Here is an 18,923-nt window from a genome sequence, read left to right as displayed (position 1 = left end):
GACCTCGGAAAATCCTTGTCCGAGCGCGGGCCGCCTATCCCCCGACACGCTCCAGCCGGGCCGACAGATGCGGCTGGAGTTTCTCGCCGACCGCGGCGAGGTCGAACGCGTAGAGCAACGCACCGTCGACAATGCCGTAGAGCCGCTGGCCGCCGCGGACCTCCTTGGCGGTCGACGTGCGGACCACCGCGTCGGTGGCCATCTGCCACTGCGTGGTGCCCTTGGCCTGGCCGATGTAGAGCTCCATGATCCCGGTCGGCTGGTTGAGCAGCACCTCGACCTCGTCGGTCGCCTTGCCGTCCGCGAGCACCGGCCGCCACCAGCCCGTCTCCCGGTTGCTGGGCTTGATCGGGTTGCCGTCGACGTCGATCACCCAGGCGCGCGACTCGTAGAACAGGAAGGGCCGGCCGTCGTGGCTGAACCGGATCTCCTGCGCGTAGTGGAAGCCCTCGATCGTCGGGTAGTCGCCCTGGCCGCGCCCGCGCCACACCCCGACCAGCGGCAGCAGGCCGAGCAGCGCGGGGTGGAGATCCGGGCCGACCCGCAGGTCGTGCGTCTCCTCATACGGATACTCCCCGACCTGGGCCAATCCCGCCCACGGTGGCTGCACCTCTGTCACCAACGCCCCCTCGACACCCTCACCGCGACGTAGATCAGGCCGCCGGCAAGGGCGCCCATACCGGCGACCAGCAAGCTCACGAACCCGATCTCGGTAACCATCCCCTGAATCCTATGCTGCGACGTATGGCACGTTCTCTGGTCGTCAAGACAACCGCCGGTGCGGACGCACCGGAGCGCTGCTCGCAGGCGTTCACCGTGGCCGCGACGGCCCTCGCCGGCGGGGTGGTCACCTCGTTGTGGCTGACCGGGGAGTCGGCGTGGTTCGCGCTGCCGGGCCGGGCCGCGCAGTTCGAGCTGCCGCACGCGGCCCCGCTCGCCGACCTCCTCGAGGCGATCCTGGCCGGCGGCACGGTGACCCTGTGCACCCAGTGCGCGGCCCGCCGCGACATCGGCCCCGACGACGTCATCCCCGGCATCCGGATCGCCGGCGCCGCGGTCTTCGTCGAAGAGTCCCTCCAGGAGGGCGCCCAGGCGCTGGTCTACTGACCTTTCCCATGATCCGGAAGACCTCGCGCACCCAGGGGTACCCGAGGTCTTCCGGATCATGGGAAAGGGCGCTAGCAGCCGACGGTCGAGGTGATGTGCAGCTCGTCGCCGTCGGCGCGCAGGGCGACACCGGCCTCGCCGGCCCGGAAGGCGAAGACCTTCGGCTCGTCCAGGATCACCGCCGTGGCGGGGACCGTGGTGCGTGACGCCGCGCCGTCGCCGGTGGTGACCGCCTCGACGGTCCACAGGGTGCCGCCGGACGGGCAGGTGAGGCGGTGGGTCCGCCACTGCGACGCGGTCTGCTTGAGGGTGTCCAGGACCGCCTGGACGGGAGCCCGGTTGGCGGTCTGCGACTGCGGGGTCGCCTCCTCGACGGCGGCGTTCTGGACCCGGCAGCCGGTGTCGGCGGTGAAGCGCAGTTGTCCTGGTTGCACGACGGCGCCGCGCAGTGTGACGAAGTGGCCGGCGTCCGCGGTCATCAGGTTGGTCTTCGGTCCGCTCACCAGGTGGGGTTCGTACGCCGGGGGCAACGCACCGTGGACCCGCTCGAGAACGGCGGACTCGGCGTCCTTTTTGACGTACACCAGCAACACCCGCTCGAAACGGGTGCCCTCGCGTGCCGACGTGACCCGGCAGCTGTTGTCGGTGCGGGTGTAGCCGCCGAGGGCCGCGACGGAGGTGGCCGGGTCCAGCGCGGCGGCGACCCTGCCGAGCGCCTCGTCCACCACGGGCAGGCCGTCGGCGATCGTGGTCTGGTCGCGGGACGTCGGCGGATCGTTGCGCGAGGAGTAGTAGGCGAATCCGCCCACGACGAGCGCCCAGGCGGCCGTTCCGGCGATGATCCAGCGACGTTTCACGGCCGACATCCTCGCAGCCACGGACAACGCCGCCGCCCTCCGGGGTTGGGCCCGGAGGGCGGCGTCACTTGCGGGCGGAGGTCAGGCGACCGCGACGGCGATCTCGTTGATGCCCCGGTCAGCGGCCAGGCTGGCGTCGCCGTTGCCCTGGCGGGACAGGGCGCGCAGGGTCCAGTTGCCGGGCGCGGCGAAGAACCGGAACTGGCCGGCCGGCGAGGTGACGACCTCGGCGGTGAACTCGCCGGTCGAGTCGAGCAGGCGCACGTAGGCGCCGCCGACGGGACCGTCGCCGGAGCTGACCACGCCGGTGATGACGGTTTCCTTCTCCACGTCCACGGAGGCCGGGATCGGTGCGCTCTGCTCGGGCGCGCCGCAGCTGTCAACAGCACTCATGATGGTCTGCCTTTCACGCGTTACCGGGCTCGTCGCCAACGGCGACGGGGACACCGACGAGGGAGCCGTACTCGGTCCAGGAACCGTCGTAGTTGCGCACGTCGCTGTGCCCGAGGATCTCCTTCAGCACGAACCAGGTGTGCGAGGAGCGCTCGCCGATGCGGCAGTAGGCGATCGTCGCCTTGCTGTCGTCGAGGCCGGCAGCGGTGTAGAGCTCGCGCAGGTCGTCGTCGGACTTGAAGGTGCCGTCCTCGTTGGCGGCCTTGCTCCACGGCACCGACACGGCGGTCGGGATGTGGCCCGGACGCTGCGCCTGCTCCTGCGGCAGGTGCGCGGGGGCGAGGAGGCGGCCGGCGTATTCGTCGGGCGAGCGGACGTCGACGAGGTTCTGCACGCCGATCGCCTTGACGGCGTCGTCGCGGAACGCGCGGATCGACAGGTCCTGGTCGTGCACCGCGACGTAGGTGGTCGCGGGGCGGCTGACCTCGTCCTTCGTCAGCGGGCGCCCGTCGAGCTCCCACTTCTTGCGCCCGCCGTCGAGCAGCTTGACGTCGCCGTGGCCGTAGAGCTTGAAGTACCAGTACGCGTAGGCGGCGAACCAGTTGTTGTTGCCGCCGTAGAGCACGACCTTGTCGTCGTTGCCGATGCCCTTGCTGGACAGCAGCGCCTCGAACTGCTCCTTGTTGACGAAGTCCCGGCGGACCTGGTCCTGCAGCTCGGTCTTCCAGTTGATTTTGACGGCACCGGCGATGTGCCCGCCGTCGTAGGCGGCGGTGTCCTCGTCGACCTCGACGAAGACGACGTTGTCGGCACCGATGTTCTGCTCGGCCCAGTCGGCCGTGACCAGGGCGCTCTCGCGACTCATGAGTGTTTTCTCTCCCAGGGAACGATTTGGGGCGGGTCGAGTCGACACACGGGTCGGGGTGTGCACCACGCCGCGCGCGACCCGAGGGGACGGATCACGGTTTCGGCGATGGGTCTGGAAACTGCCGCGGACTGGAAATCGCCCGCCAGACCCATCGGTCTGGGGCGCCGCTGCCTCGAGCCGTTAGAAGAGCACGCTGCAGGGCCGCACCATTAGGGGCGGCAACACAGGCAGGTGGCCACGCGGCACAGGTCGACCGCGCGCCGTCTGGTGAGCAGCATGCTCATGGTCAGGCAGCCTAGCACCGCCGCGCGGACCGGCCCAGGGTCCGCTGAGTCACTGCATCCTTCTGCGGCGGCTTTATGCACCTATGGACGACTCCGCGCGGGACGGCCCAACCACATGCTGGGACGCCACCGGCCCGGCGGCGGGGTGTCACTGGCTCGACAGCGGGACGTCCTTGGCGGAGGCGATCACGCGCAGGCCCGAGTCGGTGGTCTCGGCCGAGTTGATCACCAGGTTGTAGGGCAGGCCGGGCAGCTTCACGGTGACCTGGAGGCGGCCCTTGTTGGCCTGGACCAGGTCGTTGACGATCTTCGGCAGGTCACCCTGGTCGGTGGTGACCGACTCCAGCTTGAGCCGGACCTTGCCCGACTCGACGACCATGCTGCCGTTCGCGATGATGATGGCCTTGAAGCCCTGGTACTGGAACGGGATGCGCAGCACGATCTTGTTGTTGACGACCTTGACGTCCACCGCGGAGGGGTCCACGCCCTGCGGCAGGTTGGTGAACTCCAGCAGCTTGCGGACGTTGTCCCAGGTCATAGTCGCCTGGCCGGTGACCTCGCCGGCGACGACCTCACCCTTGCCGTTCATCAGGTCGCGCGCGTCGGCCTTGACCGCCTTGGCGTCGACGGTGAGCGTCTCGAGGTTCACCTTCTCGATCTGCGGCCTGGTCAGCCCGATCGTGATCTTCTCGTACTCACCCGCGATCACCTGGGTCAGGAACGGGAAGCCGGCGATCTTCACGGACGGGTCGCCCTCGTAGGTGACCGAGTTGGCCGCGAGCTGCTTGCGGGTCTCCTCGGTGATGCGGTCCTGCGCGGTGCTCGCGGCGATACGGTCCGCGACGAAGAGCACACCGACCAGGACCACCGCCAGCACGACCAGGACAATGCCGATCTTGGCCCCTCGACTCGCCGCCACAGCACTCCTTCCGCACCCGGGTGGGTTGTTACCGAACGTACCCAACCACCAGGATTTCGTACCCTGGCAACCCCCGAAGCTCGAAGGCGGTCACAGCAGCAACAGCACACTCGCGACGTAGGCGGCCGGGGCGGCGAAGGCGAAGGCGCCCATCGGGCCCTGGATGTGCCGGGCCAGATACAGCGCGGGCTCGTCACCGTCGATGCGGCGGCTGGCCTCCGCGTAGCCGACGGACAGGTCGGCCATGAGCGCCACGATGGCCGTGGCCAGCCCGGCGAGGGCGCTCCACAGCGGGGTGATGCCGTCGAGCAGGTTGCCGATGGCGCCGGCGGCGGCCGTGCCGACCATCGCACCGAGCACCACGCCGGCACCACCGCGTGGGACCTGCGGCGCGATGCGGGGCAGCGCGACCACGGCGTCGGTGAGCCGGGCGACGAGGATCGCGATGCCGGCCGCGGCGATGCAGGCGACGATCGCCTGGGTGCCGCGCACCTCCCGGCTGAGGACGACCACGCTGGCGAAGGCGACCACCCCGAGGGTGACGACCAGCGACGAGCCGAGCGACTCGGTGACCCGCTGCCGGCCGGCCGGGCGGGTGAGCTGGCCGACCACGCCGACGATGAACCCGGCGGCGGTGACGTACGCCAACGGTGCGAGGGACGCCGGCCGGGTGAGCACGGCGGCGACGTCGGTGCCGATCGCGACGGCGATGCCGACGGCGGCGACCACACGCGGGGCGGGCGGGCGGCTGGCGACCACCCAGACGGCGACGAACAGCACCTGCACGCCGAAGATCACCACGGCGTAGGACTCGTGCCTGGTCTGCGCGCCGACGACGAGGCCGACGGTCAGCAGCGCGGCGAACCCGGCGATGCCCAGGGAGACCAGCCGCCGGACGGGCGGCCACGACTCGGACCGGTCGGGCACCTCCCCGTCGTCCGCGACGTCGACCGGGTCGGCCTCCTCCCGGCGCCGGCGGCGGGGCGCCTGGTCGGCGGCCGGGGGCCAGGCGCCGGGATCCTCGGCGGAGGGCGGGGTAGGAGGCACGCCCCGATGGTGCCAGAACGCCCCCGACCCGGACAGCACCGGGATGAGGAAACCGCATAGCACGCTGGCGGAAACGGTGGGGTGTGGCTCACCCGACTGTCTCGAAATGGATTCCCGCCAGCCGCAAAACGTGAATACTCAGATATTCTTCTGCTTCAGATACACCCACAACCCCTCCCGTCAGTGTGGCCGGGACGTAACAGAGCCGCCGCCCTTCCAAGGGGCGCCACAGCGCCCATTGCGAGAGGTGCGCCGCGGCCACGGAGGTGACTCGTGGAGATTCTGCTGCTGACCGCGGCTCCCGCGGGCCAGGTGGTCCTGCCAGGTCTGGACCTGCTGCCCCACACGGTGCGCACCGCCCCCCGTGACGTCCGCACACTGGTGAGTGGACCGAGCCCCGACGCGGTCATCGTCGATGCCCGCACCGAGCTGGCCGACGCCCGCGCGACCTGCCGCATGCTGCACGCCACCGGACTCGGGGTCCCCCTCCTGTCCGTCGTGACCGAGGCCGGCCTGGTCGCCCTGCACGCCGACTGGGGCCTTGACGACGTCATCCTGGCCACCGCCGGCCCCGCCGAGATCGAGGCCCGCCTGCGCCTCGCCGTCGGCCGCCTCAACTCCGCCGCCGCCGCGAGCGGCGGCATGATCAAGGCCGGCGAGCTGACGATCGACCCGGACACGTATGCGGCCAAGCTCAAGGGCCGCCCGCTCGACCTCACCTACAAGGAGTTCGAGCTGCTGAAGTTCCTGGCGCAGCACCCCGGCCGGGTCTTCACCCGCGACCAGCTCCTGCGCGAGGTCTGGGGCTACGACTACTTCGGCGGCACCCGCACGGTCGACGTGCACGTCCGGCGGCTGCGCGCGAAGCTCGGCTCGGAGTACGAGTCGATGATCGGCACGGTCCGCCAGGTCGGCTACAAGTTCGTCGTTCCGCCGTCCCGCCCGCTGCACGAGTCCGAGCCGGTAAGGGTCTGACCTAGAATTCACCCGTGACCATCGAGCATCTGGACCACCTTTCTGCCGATCAGGTCGACCAGGTGCTCGCCATCAGCCAGGCGGCCGGCGACACCGACGGTGCGCTGCCTCTGTCCGAGCACGTGGTGCTGCACCTGCGGCACGGGGGCGAGACGCAGGCTGTCCATCTGCTGGCGCGCGACGCCGGCGGCACGGTGGTGGGTTATGCCCACGTGGACACGACCGAGGCGGTCGCGGGTGCCGCCGCCGAGCTGGTGGTGCATCCGCTGCACCGGCGCCGGGGGGTCGGCCGCGCCCTCGCCACGGCGGCGATCGCGGTCGCCGACGAGCGCGCCGGCGGCCGGCTGCGGCTGTGGGCGCACGGCGACCACCCTTCGGCCTCGGCGCTCGCCCTCAGCCTCGGCTTCGACCGCGCGCGGGTGCTGCTGCAGCTGCGGCGGTCGCTGTTCACGCCGCTGGACGAGGTCGCGCTGCCCGACGGGGTGACCCTGCGGGCGTTCCGGCCGGGCGAGGACGACGCCGCCTGGCTGGCGGTCAACGCGGCCGCGTTCGCCGATCATCCCGAGCAGGGCAGGTGGACCCTCGACGACCTGCGTGTCCGGCTGCGGGAGCCGTGGTTCGACGCGGAGGGCTTCCTGCTGGCGATCCGCGGCGGCGAGCTCATCGGCTTTCACTGGACCAAGATCCATGGCGACCTCGGGGATCATGCGCATGAGCCGATCGGCGAGGTGTACGTCTTGGGCGTGGCACCCGGCGCGCACGGCGGCGGGCTGGGCCGGGCGCTGACCCTGGCCGGCCTCCGCTACCTCCGATCGCGCGGGCTTTCGCAGGTCATGCTCTATGTCGACGAGGACAACCCGCGCGCGGTGGCGCTGTATCAGCGGCTCGGTTTCGTGCGCTGGGCGACCGATGTGAACTTCCGCCGCGGCGGCTGACACAAAACGGGCACCGGCTATCTCCAATGGGCAGTTCACCCATTGGCAAACTGGCCTCCGACCAGGCGTCACCTTTCTCCCGGGACCTGTTCACCCCTCGTTCACCCGTCCCCGGAGGACCGGTTACCTGGCGCTCTTAGCGTCCCTCTCAGTCGACGACCCCCGTCGGCAGCACCCCGACGAAGGGACCGCAGTGAACTTCAAGCGGCACGGCATCATGGCCGGCATCGCGCTCACCGCGACGCTGGCGCTCACCGCGTGCGGCTCGGATAACGAGACCCCCAGCACGACGAGCAGCAACGGCGGCAGCGCCCCGGCCTCCGCCATCACCTGCGCAAAGGGCTCACTGACGGCCCAGGGCTCGTCCGCGCAGAAGAACGCGATGGACGAGTGGATCAAGGCGTACCAGCAGAAGTGCACCGACGCCAAGATTGACTACCAGGGCACCGGCTCCGGTGCCGGTATCACCGCCTTCTCGGGTGGCACGGCCGACTTCGCCGGCTCCGACTCCGCGCTCAAGGACGGCGACGAGACGACCAAGGCCACCGCGCGCTGCGGCGGCAACCCGGCGCTCAACCTGCCGATGGTCACGGGCCCGATCGCGATCGCCTACAACCTCGACGGCGTCAAGGACCTCCAGCTCAAGCCGGAGACCCTGGCCAAGATCTTCGCCGGCTCGATCACCAAGTGGGACGACGCCGCGATCAAGGCCGACAACTCGAGCGCGACGCTCCCGTCGACGCCGATCCTCGCCGTGCACCGCTCGGACTCCTCGGGCACCACGGAGAACTTCACGGGCTACCTGGACAAGGCCTCGGCCGGCGCCTGGACGTTCGGCAAGGACAAGGTCTGGAAGGCCACCGGCGGCCAGGCCGAGAAGGGCTCCGACGGCGTCGCGGCCGCGGTCAAGAAGACCGCCGGCTCGATCGGCTACGTCGAGTGGTCGTTCGCCAAGGCCAACTCGCTCGGCACCGCCAAGATCTACAACGGCGCCGGTGAGTTCACCGCGCTGACCGGTGCCGCGGCCGGCAAGACCGTCGCGGGCGCCAAGATCACCGGCACCGGCGACGACCTGAAGCTGTCGATCGACTACGCCACCAAGGAGGCCGGGGCCTACCCGATCGTCCTGGTGACCTACGAGATCGTCTGCAGCAAGGGCACCGCCGCTGACAAGCTCGCGCTGGTCAAGGGCTTCCTCGGCTACACCGCGAGCACCGAGGGCCAGGCCGTCCTCGACAAGCTGGGCTACGCCCCGCTGCCCGAGTCGGTCCAGACCAAGGTCGCTGCCTCCATCAAGAACCTGGCCTGACAGGACTCTCCTTGAGCCAGCAGACTCTGCCTGCCACCTCCGCCGGTTCGCCCGGCGGAGGTGGCGGTCTTCCGAGGCGCCGCCGACTCGGCGCCGACATGCTGTTCCGCGGCACCGCGACGTTCGCCGGCTCGATGGTGCTCATCATCATCGCCGCCATCGCCGTCTTCCTCGTCGTGAAGGCCATCCCCGCCTTCCAGGACGACACCGAGAACTTCTTCACCTTCAAAGAGTGGTTCACCGACGGCGACACGCCGAGGTTCGGCATCGCGGCGACGGCCTTCGGCACGGTCCTCACGGCCGCGCTGGCACTGCTGATCGCGGTGCCGGTCGCGCTGGGCATCGCGCTGTGCCTCTCGCACTACGCGCACCGCCGGGTCGCGACCACCCTGAGCTTCATCATCGACCTGCTCGCCGCGGTCCCCAGCGTCGTGTTCGGCCTCTGGGGCCGCGACTACTTCTACGAGCCGGTCACCAACCTGTCGAAGTGGCTGCACGACACGGTGGGCTGGCTGCCGATCTTCGGCAGTGAGGGCCCCTACGGCAAGTCGGTCCTGCTCGGCTCGATCGTCCTGGCGATCATGATCCTGCCGATCGTGACGTCGCTGTCCCGCGAGGTGTTCCTGCAGACCCCCCGGGAGAACCAGGAGGCCGCGCTCGCGCTCGGCTCCACCAAGTGGGAGATGATCCGCACCGCCGTGATCCCCTACGGCAAGGCGGGCATCATCGCCTCGGTCATGCTGGGCCTGGGCCGCGCGCTCGGCGAGACGATCGCCCTCGCGCTGACCCTCGGCAGCGTCTTCGCCATCAACTGGGACTTCCTCGGCCCCGGCGGCATCACCATCGCCTCCAACATCGCCAACCGGTTCGGCGAGGCCGACGAGTTCGGCCGCAGCGCCCTCATCGCCTCCGGTCTGGTGCTGTTCGCCATCACCCTGGTCGTCAACATGGCCGCCCGCGCGATCGTGTACCGGCGCCGCGAGTTCGTCGGGAGCGCATGATGAGCGTGCAAACCACCGAGCGGGTGGGCCTGCAGAACGCCCAGCAGCTGCGCACCAAGACCCTGCCGTCGTGGTCGCCGTGGGCGGTCGCGGCGGCGGCACTGGTCGTGTCGTTCGTCCTGGTGTACCTGACGTCCTGGGGCGGCGCGGTGCTCACCGGCGTCGTCGCGGCCGTGCTGTTCGTGGTGTTCCTCGGCATCGCGGCGACGATCGTCGAGGGCAGCCGGTCGGCCCGCAACCGGATGGCCACCACGCTGATCTACGGCGCGTTCCTGCTGGCCCTGGCGCCGCTGATCTCGGTCGCCTGGACGCTGATCAGCAAGGGCACGACCCGCCTGGACGGCAACTTCTTCGGCACGTCGATGAACAACATCGGCGCGTTCGACGAGAAGGGCGGCGCGTACCACGCCATCATCGGCACGCTGGAGCAGGCCGGGATCGCCACGCTGATCACGGTGCCGCTGGGCATCCTCGGCGCGATCTACATCGTCGAGTACGGCCGCGGCTTCCTGGCCAACGCGATCCGCTTCTTCGTCGACGTCATGACCGGCATCCCCTCGATCGTCTCCGGCCTGTTCATCCTGTCTTTCTGGGTCTTCACGGTCACCCCGCTGTTCAACAACGGCCAGGCCCGCTACTCCGGTTTCGCCGCGGCGCTGTCACTCAGCGTCCTGATGCTGCCGACCGTGGTGCGCTCGACCGAGGAGATGCTGCGGCTGGTGCCCAGCGCGCTGCGGGAGGGCGCCTACGCGCTCGGTGTGGCGCGGTGGAAGACGATCGTCAGCATCGTGCTGCCGACCGCCGGCCCCGGCATCGTCACCGGCGTCATGCTGGCGGTCGCCCGGGCCGCGGGTGAGACCGCGCCGGTCCTGCTCGTCGCCGGCGGTCTCAACTCGATCAACTTCAACGTGTTCAGCGGCAACCAGTCGTCGCTGTCGCTGTTCGTGTTCGAGCAGGCCGGCGTCGCCTCGAAGTTCGCCCCTGGCCGCGCCTGGACGGCGGCGCTCACGCTGGTCGTCCTCGTCCTGGTCCTGACCGTCGCGGCGAAGCTCCTGGCCCGCCGAAACAAGCTCGCCCGATGACCCTCACTGGAGCGCCTCACATGGCAAAGCGCATCGAAGCCCACGGTGTCACCTCGTACTACGGATCGTTCAAGGCGATCGACAGCGTCTCGATGACGATCGAGCCGAAGTCGGTGACCGCGCTCATCGGCCCGTCCGGGTGCGGCAAGTCGACGTTCCTGCGGTCGATCAACCGGATGCACGAGGTCCTGCCCAACGCCCGGATCGAGGGGCAGCTCCTCATCGACGGGCAGAACATCTACGACCGCGACGTGGACGTCACCGCGGTCCGCCGGATGATCGGCATGGTCTTCCAGCGGCCCAACCCGTTCCCGACCATGTCGATCTTCGACAACGTCGTCGCCGGCCTGCGCCTCAACGGCGTGCGCAAGAAGTCGGTGCTCGAAGAGATCGCCGAGAAGGCGCTGCGCAGCGCCAACCTGTGGAACGAGGTCAAGGACCGGCTCGGCCGCCCCGGCGCCGGCCTGTCCGGCGGTCAGCAGCAGCGCCTGTGCATCGCCCGCGCCATCGCGGTCGAGCCGCAGGTCGTGCTGATGGACGAGCCCTGCTCGGCGCTCGACCCGATCTCCACGCTCGCGATCGAGGACCTGATCACCGAGCTGAAGAACCAGTACACGATCGTGATCGTCACGCACAACATGCAGCAGGCGGCCCGCGTCTCGGACCGCACCGGCTTCTTCTCGATCGAGAAGACGGGCGACCCGGGCCGGCTCATCGAGTACGACGACACCGCCAAGATCTTCACGAACCCGTCGGTCAAGAAGACCGAGGACTACATCACCGGCCGCTTCGGCTGAGCGTCACACAGGGCGGATGGCGTCGGCCGGATCCCGGCCCGACGCCGCCGCCAGGGCCGCCTCGATGCTGCCCGCCTCGGCCACCTCGGTGAGCGTCCAGGTGGTCGGTGGCAGCATCGTGAAGCGGCCGTCCGCGGCCTCGGCCGGCGCGCACCAGACCGTGTCGTCGGCCTCGCCGCCGACGTCCCTCGTGACCTGCCCCTCGGGCAGTGCGGCGAGGAAGAAGTAGGTGTCGAAGCGCCGCGGCTCGAACTCCGGCGTGATCCAGCGCGACCACGGCACCAGCAGGTCCGAGCGCAGCACCAGGCCGTTGCGGGTCAGGAACTCGGCGAAGCCGAGCTCCCGGGCGATCAGCGCCAGCCTGGCCCGCTCCCAGTCAGGGCCGCTGACGTCACCGACGACGGTGTCCACGTCGGCGCCGGCCAGCAGCACCCCCGACTCCTCGAACACCTCCCGGACCGCCGCGCAGACGACCGACCGCGCCACGGACTCCTCCAGCCGCAGCCGGGACGCCCACTGCGCCGGCGACGGCCCGGCCCAGTCGGGCTGGACGGCCGCGTCCCGCGGGTCGACGCCCCCGCCGGGAAAGACATACATCGACGCGGCGAACGCCATCGTGGGGACCCGGCGCAGCAGGTACACCTCGAAGGGCTCCCGCAGCAGCACGACGGTGCTGGCAAGGCGGGGCTCCACCGGCACACCACCTTCCGCGGCGAACCGGCGGGCCTGCTCGGCCAGAGCGGGCGGCAGACGGAACTCGACCATCACGTCACCTTAGGGCGTGGCTTCGTGGCCGGGGTGGCCGTGGGTGCGGCGGCGCTCTTTCATCTCGGCCTCGAAGAGGTGCCGGCGGCCCTGGGCGAGGTCGTCCCGGGCGGTCCGGTCGATCTCCTTGAACAGGGCGTAGTAGCCGTCGTCGAACTCCTCGACGAGCTGAAACGTCCAGCGGCCGGCGATCACGTTGCGGCCCACGAGCTCGGTCTGGATGCGCTCGGCGAGCGTGGCGTGGCCCGCGTCGCGGAAGAGCTGGACTGCCTCGTCGAGCATCAGGTCGGCGTGACCGACGAGCTGGTGCAGATCATAGAGGCGCCCGCGGGCCCGCTCGACGGTCTCCAGCGCCTCGCTGAGCTTGCCCAGCGCCTCGACGGTGGCCCCGGAAACCCCGTCCGGCCTGCGGTGTTGCGCATCAGATCCCACCCGCGTCGGGTACCCCGCGCGGCACTAGATTGAACGTCATGGCCGACCGCATTCGCTGGGGCATCCTGTCCACCGGCAGCATCGCGAGCACGTTCGTCGAAGACCTGCGCCTGCTGCCGGACGCCGTGGTGAGCGCTGTCGGCTCGCGGACGTCGGCCTCCGCGGAACGGTTCGCGGCGAAGCACGGCATCCCGCGGGCGCACGGCTCATGGCAGGCGCTGGTCGACGACCCCGAGGTCGACGCGATCTACGTGGCGACCCCGCACACGGCGCACTTCGACGCGACGATGCTGTCCCTGGCCGCGGGCAAGGCGACGCTGACCGAGAAGCCGTTCACGCTCGATGTCGCGTCCTCGGAGGTCCTCGTGGACACCGCCCGCGCCGCCGGCGTGTTCCTCATGGAGGCGATGTGGATGCGCTGCATCCCGGCGGTCCGGCGGATGGTCGAGCTCGTCCAGGGCGGCGCGATCGGCGAGCCGACCGCCGTGCACGCGGACTTCGGCATGCAGGTGCCCCGGGACGAGTCGCACCGGCTGTGGTCGCGGACCCTCGGCGGCGGCGCGCTCTATGACGTCGGGATCTACCCGGTGACGTTCGCGCAGCTGTTCCTCGGCGCGCCGTCCAGCGTGCACGCGTGGGCGCGGATGACCGACGGCGGCGTCGACCAGAACACCGGCATGCTGTTCGGCTACGACTCGGGCGCGGTCGCGGCCCTGACCTGCGGGCTGGTCGGTGACACCGCGCGCCGGGCGACGATCACGGGCACGACCGGCCGGATCGAGGTCGCCCGCGACTTCTTCCACCCGCAGGGGTTCACCGTCTGGCACGGCGACGAGGCGGAGCAGATCGACCTGCCGTTCGAGGGTGCCGGCTACCACTTCGAGGCCGCCGAGGTGCACCGCTGCCTGCGGGAGGGGCGCACCGAGAGCCCGCTGGTCCCCCTTGCCGAAACGCTGGACATTTTGACCGTTCTGGATGTTGTACGGGTAAAGGTCGGTCTTGACTACTCCGGCTGACGGGACCACCTGATCGTTCCCGTGTGGCTACCCTGCGCGATATGGCGAAGGAGATCCGGGCCGATCCCGGCGCGCTGAGCGATCTGGCGGATGCCAACCTGGCCGCGGCCGAGCGCCTCGGCGACCACTTCCGCACCGGCTACCGGCATCTGCCGGTGCCCGTGTCGGTCTTCGGCACCCTCGGCGGCGCCGCCGCGATCCACGGCACCTGCACGCTGGTGCTGCAGGACGTGCAGGCCGCGGTCACGGAACTGGTCGCGGTCCTGGAGGGCGACGCCGAGCGGCTGCTGCGCACCGCGTTCGCGTATCGCGAGGCCGACCGGCACGCCGACCTGCGCATGGGCGGATCCCGGGGAGCGTCGGCATGACCACGGCCGCGATGGTGGAGGCGGTCGCGGTCGGCGACCTGTGGCGGCTGGAGGCGCGGCCGGACCGGCTCGACGCGGCGGCCGGGGTGTGGCGGGCGACGGGTCAGGACGCCGCCGCGGCACGTGCGCTGCTGGACACGGCGGCCCGGCCGGTGACCGGCGCGGCGTGGACCGGCGACGCCGCCGAGAGCTATCAGTGGCACCGCGGCCGGCTGGGCCGTGACCTGGACACGGTGGCCCGGCTCGCCCCGGCCACGGCGGCCCGCTACGAGGCGATGGCCGCGCTGCTGCGCCGGGGCCAGGACCTGCTCGACGACGGCTGGAGCCGGATCGCGGCGCTGGTGGCGCACCGGCGGACCGGCGGCGGCGTCACGTTCAGCCCGGCGGACCAGGGCCAGGCCGATGCGGTGGCGCACGCCGTCGCCGACGCGACCGCCATCCGGTCGGAGGTGGCGCAGGCCCTCGCAGGGCACGACGCCGCGCTGCGCGCCGCGCGGCCGGAGTGGGCGGTGATCGCGAGCGGCTGGAGCGAGATCGCGGCCGGTCGGGTGGAAGGCTGGCAGGCCGCCGCCGAGCCCGGTGCCGGCAGCGGCGCCGACGTGATCCTGGCCGGCAGCGTCGTGGTCAACGCCGGCGGTGCCGACAACGTCGTGACGGTGCGCACCGAGCCGGACGGCAGCCGGATCGTGCTGGTCGACGGCGTGCCCGTCCGGGTGCCCGCGGGTGCCCGGCTGGTGGTCCGGACCGGCGCCGGCAACGACGTCGTCCGGGTGGAGGGCGCCGGCGCGGTCACCGTGCTCGGCGGCGCGGGCGACGACACCCTCGAGGGCGGCGCCGGCAACGACACGCTGCTGGCCGGCGCGGGTGCCGACACCGTGCGCGGCGGCGACGGCAACGACCTGGTGAGCCTCGGGCCGTGGCGCGGCGGCAAGCCGGGCGCCGAGACCGCGGTGCTCGGCGCCGGCGACGACCGCCTCTGGGGCAGCGCCGGGACGGACCGCACCGAGGGCGGTGCGGGCGACGACCTGCTGTTCGGCGGTGCCGGCGACGACGTGATCAGCGCCGGCGGCGGTGCGGACACCGTCGACGGCGGCACCGGCGAGGACCGGCTGACCGGCAACGACGGCGACGACACGCTGTTCGGCGGGGACGGGGGCGACCACGTCGACGGCGGCGCGGGCGACGACTACCTGGACGGCGGTGAGGGCGGCGACGTGCTCTACGGCCTGTCCGGCCGGGACACCCTGATCGGCGGCGAGGGCGGGGACTACCTGGAGGGCGGCACCGGCGAGGACACCCTCGACGGCGGCGCCGGCCAGGACGTCCTGTCCGGTGGCCGCGGCGACGACGTGCTGATCGGCGGGGCCGGCGACGACGTCGTCTACTCCGGGGCGGGCGCCGACGCCGTGCTCGGCGGCGAGGGCGACGACACGCTCTACGGCCAGGGCGAGGACACCGCCGCCGGGGTCGAGCGGATGGTCGCGGTGCCGTCCGCGGGTGGGTTGGACGGGTTCGTGCAGATCAAGGGCGACGCGGAGTTCGTCGAACGGGTCCAGGCCGACCTGGACCTGCTCAGCGCCTCACCGGACGGCCGGCAGATGCTCGCCGCGCTGCAGGCGACCGCCACCCAGATCGTCATCCAGCCGGAGGCCGACGACAACGGCTACGCCAGGCGGGGTCCGCGGCCCGTGGTGCTCTACAACCCGGCGTGGGGCGGCGTGGCCGAGGGCCGCCCACCGGTGGTGACGCTGTTCCACGAACTGGCCCACATGTACGACTTCACCCACGGCACTGAGAACGGGCATGCGTACAACGGCGCCAGCGGCCGCGACGTCGACGGCTTCGGCAACCCGGTGGCCAACCTGGAGCGGCAGGCGACCGGGCTGCCGATCGACGACGACGGCGACCCCGCGACCGCCAACCGGATCGACCCGCGGCATCCGGTGGAGGTCACTGAGAACGGGCTGCGCGCCGAGATGCACCTGGCGCACCGGGACACGTACGGGGTCGGCTGAGGCGACGGCTAGAACAGCGGGCGGGCGATCACGTAGGCGACGACGGCGATGGCGCCGGCGGCCGGGAAGGTCAGGACCCAGGCGATCAGGATGTTGCCGGCCACGTTCCACCGGACCGCGGAGATCCGCTTGGTCGCGCCGACGCCCATGATCGCCGAGGTGATCGTGTGCGTCGTCGAGATCGGCACGCCGAGCCAGGAGGTGGTGAACAGCACACCCGAGGCGACGGTCTCGGCGGCGAAGCCCTGCGGCGGGTCGAGGTCGATGACCTTGCGGCCGAGGGTGCGGATGATGCGCCAGCCGCCGGAGTACGTGCCGAGCGCCAGCATCGTCGAGGAGGTCCAGAAGACCCACTCGGGGATGTGGCTGGTGTTGTCCTGGTAGCCGCCGGCGTACAGGGCCAGGACCACGATGCCCATCGTCTTCGCGGCGTCCTGCATGCCGTGGCCGACCGACATCGCGGCGGCGGAGACGGTCTGCGCGTAGCGGAAACCCTTGTTGAGCTTGCGCGGGTTGCCCTTCCGGAAGATCCACATGATGGCGATCATCACGATCGCGCCGAGCGTGAAGCCGACCAGCGGCGAGGCCACCATCGGGATGACGACCTTCTCCACGATGCCCGACCACAGCACGGTGGCGCCCTCGACGTCGAAGAGCATCGCGCCGAGGGAGGCGCCGACCAGGCCGCCGACCAGAGCGTGTGACGAGGACGACGGGATCCCGAAGTACCAGGTGATGAGGTTCCACGTGATGGCGCCGACGACACCGGCGAACACGATGCCGAGGCCGCTCATGCCGCTCGGCGGGTGGATGATGCCGCTGCCGACGGTCTTGGCGACCGCGCCACCGAGGTGCGCGCCGGCGAAGTTGCCGAGCGCGGCCATGATCAGCCCGGTGCGCGGGCTGAGCGCCCGGGTGGAGACGGAGGTCGCGATCGCGTTGGCCGCATCGTGGAACCCGTTGGTGTAGTCGAACACCAGCGCCACGAGGATGACAGCCAGCACGGCGACGAGCTGCGCGCTGATGTCACGACTCCTTGACGACGATGGTCTCGACCGTGTTGGCCACGTGTTCGAAGGCGTCGCAGGCGGCCTCGAGCTCGTCGACGACCTCCTTCATCTTGAGCACGGTGAGCGCGTCGTACTCACCGGAGAAGAGCCGGACGAGCATCATGCGGTACGCGTTGTCGCCCTCGTTCTCCAGGCGGTTGCACTCGACCCAGTACTCCTCGAGGTTCTTCATCGTCTTCAGCCGCGGCATGGCCTCGGCGGTGAGCCGGGCCTGCTGGTCGAGGACCTTGACGATCTCGTGCAGCTCACGGGGCAGCGCCGGCAGCTTGGTCAGGCCGTACAGGTACAGCAGGCTGCCGACCGCCTCGAGGTGGTCCATCACGTCGTCGAGCAGCGATCCGAGCCGGTAGATGTCCTCCCGGTCGAACGGCGTGATGAAGCTGGAGTTGATCTTCTTGTACAGCTGGTGCGTGATGGCGTCGCTGTCGTGCTCGACCTCGACCAGGCGCTCGCTGACGGTCTGCACGTCGACGCCCGGCAGCGCCAGCTCGGAGAGCAGCTCCGTGCCGATCACCAGGTTCTTCGCCGCGCGGGTGAAGAACTCGTAGAACGAATCGTCGCTGGGACGCAGCCTCAAACGCACAGCCTGACCTCGAGACGTGAACGAAATCCGCGAGTAACCGGTTGGTCCTCGGCGGGAATGCTAGATCCCGTTGCCGAGCTGGGTAGAACCGCAGTCCACACCCCATGTGCAGTTCATGTGCCGTTCACCTGAAGTTCATCCGCAACCGCCATGCGGCCCGGCTCAGCTCGATGCTTACGCCCCTTATTTGTCGGTTTGCGGAGGAACCGGATCAGCGGGCCGCGATGCCGGCTCGCGATCAGGTCGACGCCCGCCGTGCGTAGCTCCTGCCAGAACGCCGTGCGCGCCGCTCGCGGGCCCTCGGGGACGTCGACGAACCGGACGCGCCGCCCACCGGCGTGCGCGGCGCCGATCAGGGCACGCAGGATGTGCCGCGCCTCGGCGGGGAACTCGGGCCACTCCTCCCGCGGGTCCCAGCCGAGCCTGGCCCCGAGCGCCTCGGTGACCAGCGGCGCGACGGTGACCGGCAGGCCACCCGGCTCGAGGTCGGCGAAGCGGCCCTCCAGGAACGCGAACCGCTCGTAGGCGCCGAGCAGGTCCGCGCGGGACCAGTACGGCCCGGTCAGCACCACCGTGATCGCGCCCGGCACGACCCGGCCGCCGAGGAACGTCGTCAGCAGCTCGGCGCGGGGGCGCAGCAGGAGGTCGAGGGCCTCGTACTCCGGCCTCGGACCCGGCGGCCACGCTCCCGCGGTGCCCGGGTCGGCGTGCACGAGCAACAGGAACGGCTCGGCGCGGCGTGGGTGGACCCGGCCGAGCGGGCTGGCGTCGACCAGGGCGGCGAGCGGCTCCAGCACCGCATCCTCGAACGCCGGCGCCGGCTCACCGGCGGGCATCAGGCAGTCCAGGCGCAGGACCGGCGGCCGGGTGTCGTGGTCGAGGCGGACGGCCACCTCGACCCCCGCGAAGCCGGGCCGGACCGCGGCGGCGACGGGGTCGGCCGGGCCGTCGACCGCGACGAGAAGGCCGTCGGCGAGGTACGGCCGGCCCCGCCGCGCCCGCGCCGCGGCCAGTGCACCCATCGCCGCGAGGGCCACCAGCCCGCTGGCGGCCGTGGCCAGACCATTGCTCATTCCCAAATGGTATGTAACGTACATATC

General features: G+C 70.9%; 23 protein-coding genes. 10 read left to right on the top strand and 13 right to left on the bottom strand.

What is annotated here, in order from left to right; all coding sequences use genetic code 11:
• Positions 1–34 precede the first annotated feature (34 nt).
• On the bottom strand, positions 35–619 hold the full coding sequence (locus ACFPIJ_RS05880; protein WP_203852111.1) for a heme-binding beta-barrel domain-containing protein: 585 nt from the start codon (positions 617–619) through the stop codon (positions 35–37).
• Positions 616–720, bottom strand: coding sequence for a small membrane protein MtfM (gene mtfM / locus ACFPIJ_RS05875; protein ID WP_275423458.1), 105 nt, complete (start codon positions 718–720; stop codon positions 616–618). The genes ACFPIJ_RS05880 and mtfM overlap by 4 nt, the downstream gene beginning before the upstream one ends.
• 12 nt (positions 721–732) lie before the next feature.
• Here mtfM and ACFPIJ_RS05870 point away from each other — a divergent pair, with 12 nt between their 5' ends.
• Positions 733–1,107: a DsrE family protein gene (locus ACFPIJ_RS05870; protein ID WP_380113573.1), complete on the top strand. Its 375-nt coding sequence runs from the start codon at positions 733–735 to the stop codon at positions 1,105–1,107.
• A 71-nt stretch (positions 1,108–1,178) separates the two neighbouring features.
• Here the strand turns inward: ACFPIJ_RS05870 and ACFPIJ_RS05865 are convergent, their stop codons facing one another.
• The 6 genes from ACFPIJ_RS05865 to ACFPIJ_RS05840 form a co-directional block, all read right to left on the bottom strand.
• Positions 1,179–1,964 carry a hypothetical protein gene (locus tag ACFPIJ_RS05865; RefSeq protein WP_380113572.1) on the bottom strand — a complete coding sequence of 262 codons (786 nt, stop codon included), beginning with the start codon at positions 1,962–1,964 and terminating at the stop codon, positions 1,179–1,181.
• A gap of 81 nt (positions 1,965–2,045) precedes the next feature.
• Entirely contained in the window at positions 2,046–2,357 is a 312-nt protein-coding gene (locus ACFPIJ_RS05860; RefSeq protein ID WP_203852114.1) for a DUF1416 domain-containing protein, read from the bottom strand.
• A gap of 13 nt (positions 2,358–2,370) precedes the next feature.
• Positions 2,371–3,222 carry a sulfurtransferase gene (locus ACFPIJ_RS05855; RefSeq protein ID WP_380113571.1) on the bottom strand — a complete coding sequence of 284 codons (852 nt, stop codon included), beginning with the start codon at positions 3,220–3,222 and terminating at the stop codon, positions 2,371–2,373.
• 212 nt (positions 3,223–3,434) lie between these two features.
• A complete protein-coding gene (locus tag ACFPIJ_RS05850) occupies positions 3,435–3,509 on the bottom strand; it encodes an Ms5788A family Cys-rich leader peptide (RefSeq protein WP_345006453.1) in 75 nt (24 codons plus the stop codon).
• A 148-nt stretch (positions 3,510–3,657) separates the two neighbouring features.
• Positions 3,658–4,428 (bottom strand): LmeA family phospholipid-binding protein, encoded by a 771-nt coding sequence (locus ACFPIJ_RS05845; RefSeq protein ID WP_380113570.1) that lies wholly within the window; start codon positions 4,426–4,428, stop codon positions 3,658–3,660.
• Positions 4,429–4,518: 90 nt separating this feature from the next.
• Positions 4,519–5,475, bottom strand: coding sequence for a hypothetical protein (locus tag ACFPIJ_RS05840; RefSeq protein ID WP_380113568.1), 957 nt, complete (start codon positions 5,473–5,475; stop codon positions 4,519–4,521).
• 273 nt (positions 5,476–5,748) lie between these two features.
• On the opposite strand from ACFPIJ_RS05840, the gene ACFPIJ_RS05835 reads away from it, so the two are divergent.
• From ACFPIJ_RS05835 to pstB, 6 genes are all read left to right on the top strand, one after another.
• The gene (locus ACFPIJ_RS05835) at positions 5,749–6,450 is read left to right on the top strand and encodes a winged helix-turn-helix transcriptional regulator (protein WP_203852117.1); all 702 of its coding nucleotides are present in this window, start codon (positions 5,749–5,751) and stop codon (positions 6,448–6,450) included.
• 14 nt (positions 6,451–6,464) lie between these two features.
• Positions 6,465–7,385 carry a mycothiol synthase gene (gene mshD / locus ACFPIJ_RS05830; protein ID WP_380113567.1) on the top strand — a complete coding sequence of 307 codons (921 nt, stop codon included), beginning with the start codon at positions 6,465–6,467 and terminating at the stop codon, positions 7,383–7,385.
• Positions 7,386–7,578: 193 nt separating this feature from the next.
• Positions 7,579–8,694 carry a phosphate ABC transporter substrate-binding protein PstS gene (gene pstS, locus ACFPIJ_RS05825; protein WP_380113566.1) on the top strand — a complete coding sequence of 372 codons (1,116 nt, stop codon included), beginning with the start codon at positions 7,579–7,581 and terminating at the stop codon, positions 8,692–8,694.
• An 11-nt stretch (positions 8,695–8,705) separates the two neighbouring features.
• Positions 8,706–9,695 (top strand): phosphate ABC transporter permease subunit PstC, encoded by a 990-nt coding sequence (pstC, locus tag ACFPIJ_RS05820; protein WP_380113565.1) that lies wholly within the window; start codon positions 8,706–8,708, stop codon positions 9,693–9,695.
• On the top strand, positions 9,695–10,777 hold the full coding sequence (pstA, locus tag ACFPIJ_RS05815) for a phosphate ABC transporter permease PstA (protein ID WP_380113564.1): 1,083 nt from the start codon (positions 9,695–9,697) through the stop codon (positions 10,775–10,777). Before pstC ends, pstA begins: the two co-directional genes overlap by 1 nt.
• 20 nt (positions 10,778–10,797) lie before the next feature.
• Entirely contained in the window at positions 10,798–11,574 is a 777-nt protein-coding gene (gene pstB / locus ACFPIJ_RS05810) for a phosphate ABC transporter ATP-binding protein PstB (protein ID WP_203852121.1), read from the top strand.
• A 3-nt stretch (positions 11,575–11,577) separates the two neighbouring features.
• Here the strand turns inward: pstB and ACFPIJ_RS05805 are convergent, their stop codons facing one another.
• Both ACFPIJ_RS05805 and ACFPIJ_RS05800 read right to left on the bottom strand, forming a co-directional pair.
• Complete coding sequence (locus ACFPIJ_RS05805; RefSeq protein WP_380113563.1) at positions 11,578–12,339, bottom strand: NUDIX hydrolase; 762 nt, start codon at positions 12,337–12,339, stop codon at positions 11,578–11,580.
• 9 nt (positions 12,340–12,348) lie between these two features.
• Positions 12,349–12,771, bottom strand: a complete 423-nt coding sequence (locus ACFPIJ_RS05800) for a hypothetical protein (RefSeq protein WP_380113562.1) — start codon at positions 12,769–12,771, stop codon at positions 12,349–12,351.
• 38 nt (positions 12,772–12,809) lie between these two features.
• On the opposite strand from ACFPIJ_RS05800, the gene ACFPIJ_RS05795 reads away from it, so the two are divergent.
• The 3 genes from ACFPIJ_RS05795 to ACFPIJ_RS05785 are packed head-to-tail and all read left to right on the top strand — an operon-like array spanning position 12,810 to position 16,170.
• Positions 12,810–13,787: a Gfo/Idh/MocA family protein gene (locus ACFPIJ_RS05795; protein ID WP_380113561.1), complete on the top strand. Its 978-nt coding sequence runs from the start codon at positions 12,810–12,812 to the stop codon at positions 13,785–13,787.
• Between the two features lie 41 nt (positions 13,788–13,828).
• Positions 13,829–14,155 (top strand): hypothetical protein, encoded by a 327-nt coding sequence (locus tag ACFPIJ_RS05790; protein ID WP_380113560.1) that lies wholly within the window; start codon positions 13,829–13,831, stop codon positions 14,153–14,155.
• Positions 14,152–16,170, top strand: a complete 2,019-nt coding sequence (locus tag ACFPIJ_RS05785) for a M91 family zinc metallopeptidase (RefSeq protein WP_380113559.1) — start codon at positions 14,152–14,154, stop codon at positions 16,168–16,170. Before ACFPIJ_RS05790 ends, ACFPIJ_RS05785 begins: the two co-directional genes overlap by 4 nt.
• Before the next feature lie 8 nt (positions 16,171–16,178).
• Here ACFPIJ_RS05785 and ACFPIJ_RS05780 read toward each other — a convergent pair whose 3' ends face one another.
• From ACFPIJ_RS05780 to ACFPIJ_RS05770, 3 genes are all read right to left on the bottom strand, one after another.
• The gene (locus tag ACFPIJ_RS05780; RefSeq protein ID WP_380113659.1) at positions 16,179–17,195 is read right to left on the bottom strand and encodes an inorganic phosphate transporter; all 1,017 of its coding nucleotides are present in this window, start codon (positions 17,193–17,195) and stop codon (positions 16,179–16,181) included.
• 1 nt (position 17,196) lies between these two features.
• Positions 17,197–17,823 (bottom strand): DUF47 domain-containing protein, encoded by a 627-nt coding sequence (locus ACFPIJ_RS05775; RefSeq protein ID WP_380113557.1) that lies wholly within the window; start codon positions 17,821–17,823, stop codon positions 17,197–17,199.
• 113 nt (positions 17,824–17,936) lie between these two features.
• Complete coding sequence (locus ACFPIJ_RS05770) at positions 17,937–18,896, bottom strand: PI-PLC domain-containing protein (RefSeq protein WP_380113556.1); 960 nt, start codon at positions 18,894–18,896, stop codon at positions 17,937–17,939.
• Positions 18,897–18,923: the final 27 nt, after the last annotated feature.

This window comes from Dactylosporangium cerinum, from assembly GCF_042653625.1.
In the GTDB taxonomy this organism is placed as follows: Bacteria; Actinomycetota; Actinomycetes; order Mycobacteriales; family Micromonosporaceae; genus Dactylosporangium; species Dactylosporangium cerinum.
Note: the sequence above shows the minus strand (reverse complement) of the source record. Positions and strands in the feature narration are given on the sequence as shown.

Coding starts and splice junctions, on each gene's coding strand:
- pstA (WP_380113564.1), top strand. CDS start 9,695: ATGAGCGTGCAAACCACCGAGCGGGTGGGCCTGCAGAACGCCCAGCAG.
- ACFPIJ_RS05870 (WP_380113573.1), top strand. CDS start 733: ATGCTGCGACGTATGGCACGTTCTCTGGTCGTCAAGACAACCGCCGGT.
- ACFPIJ_RS05855 (WP_380113571.1), bottom strand. CDS start 3,222: ATGAGTCGCGAGAGCGCCCTGGTCACGGCCGACTGGGCCGAGCAGAAC.
- ACFPIJ_RS05805 (WP_380113563.1), bottom strand. CDS start 12,339: ATGGTCGAGTTCCGTCTGCCGCCCGCTCTGGCCGAGCAGGCCCGCCGG.
- ACFPIJ_RS05770 (WP_380113556.1), bottom strand. CDS start 18,896: ATGAGCAATGGTCTGGCCACGGCCGCCAGCGGGCTGGTGGCCCTCGCG.
- pstB (WP_203852121.1), top strand. CDS start 10,798: ATGGCAAAGCGCATCGAAGCCCACGGTGTCACCTCGTACTACGGATCG.
- mtfM (WP_275423458.1), bottom strand. CDS start 720: ATGGTTACCGAGATCGGGTTCGTGAGCTTGCTGGTCGCCGGTATGGGC.
- ACFPIJ_RS05785 (WP_380113559.1), top strand. CDS start 14,152: ATGACCACGGCCGCGATGGTGGAGGCGGTCGCGGTCGGCGACCTGTGG.
- ACFPIJ_RS05790 (WP_380113560.1), top strand. CDS start 13,829: ATGGCGAAGGAGATCCGGGCCGATCCCGGCGCGCTGAGCGATCTGGCG.
- ACFPIJ_RS05860 (WP_203852114.1), bottom strand. CDS start 2,357: ATGAGTGCTGTTGACAGCTGCGGCGCGCCCGAGCAGAGCGCACCGATC.
- ACFPIJ_RS05795 (WP_380113561.1), top strand. CDS start 12,810: ATGGCCGACCGCATTCGCTGGGGCATCCTGTCCACCGGCAGCATCGCG.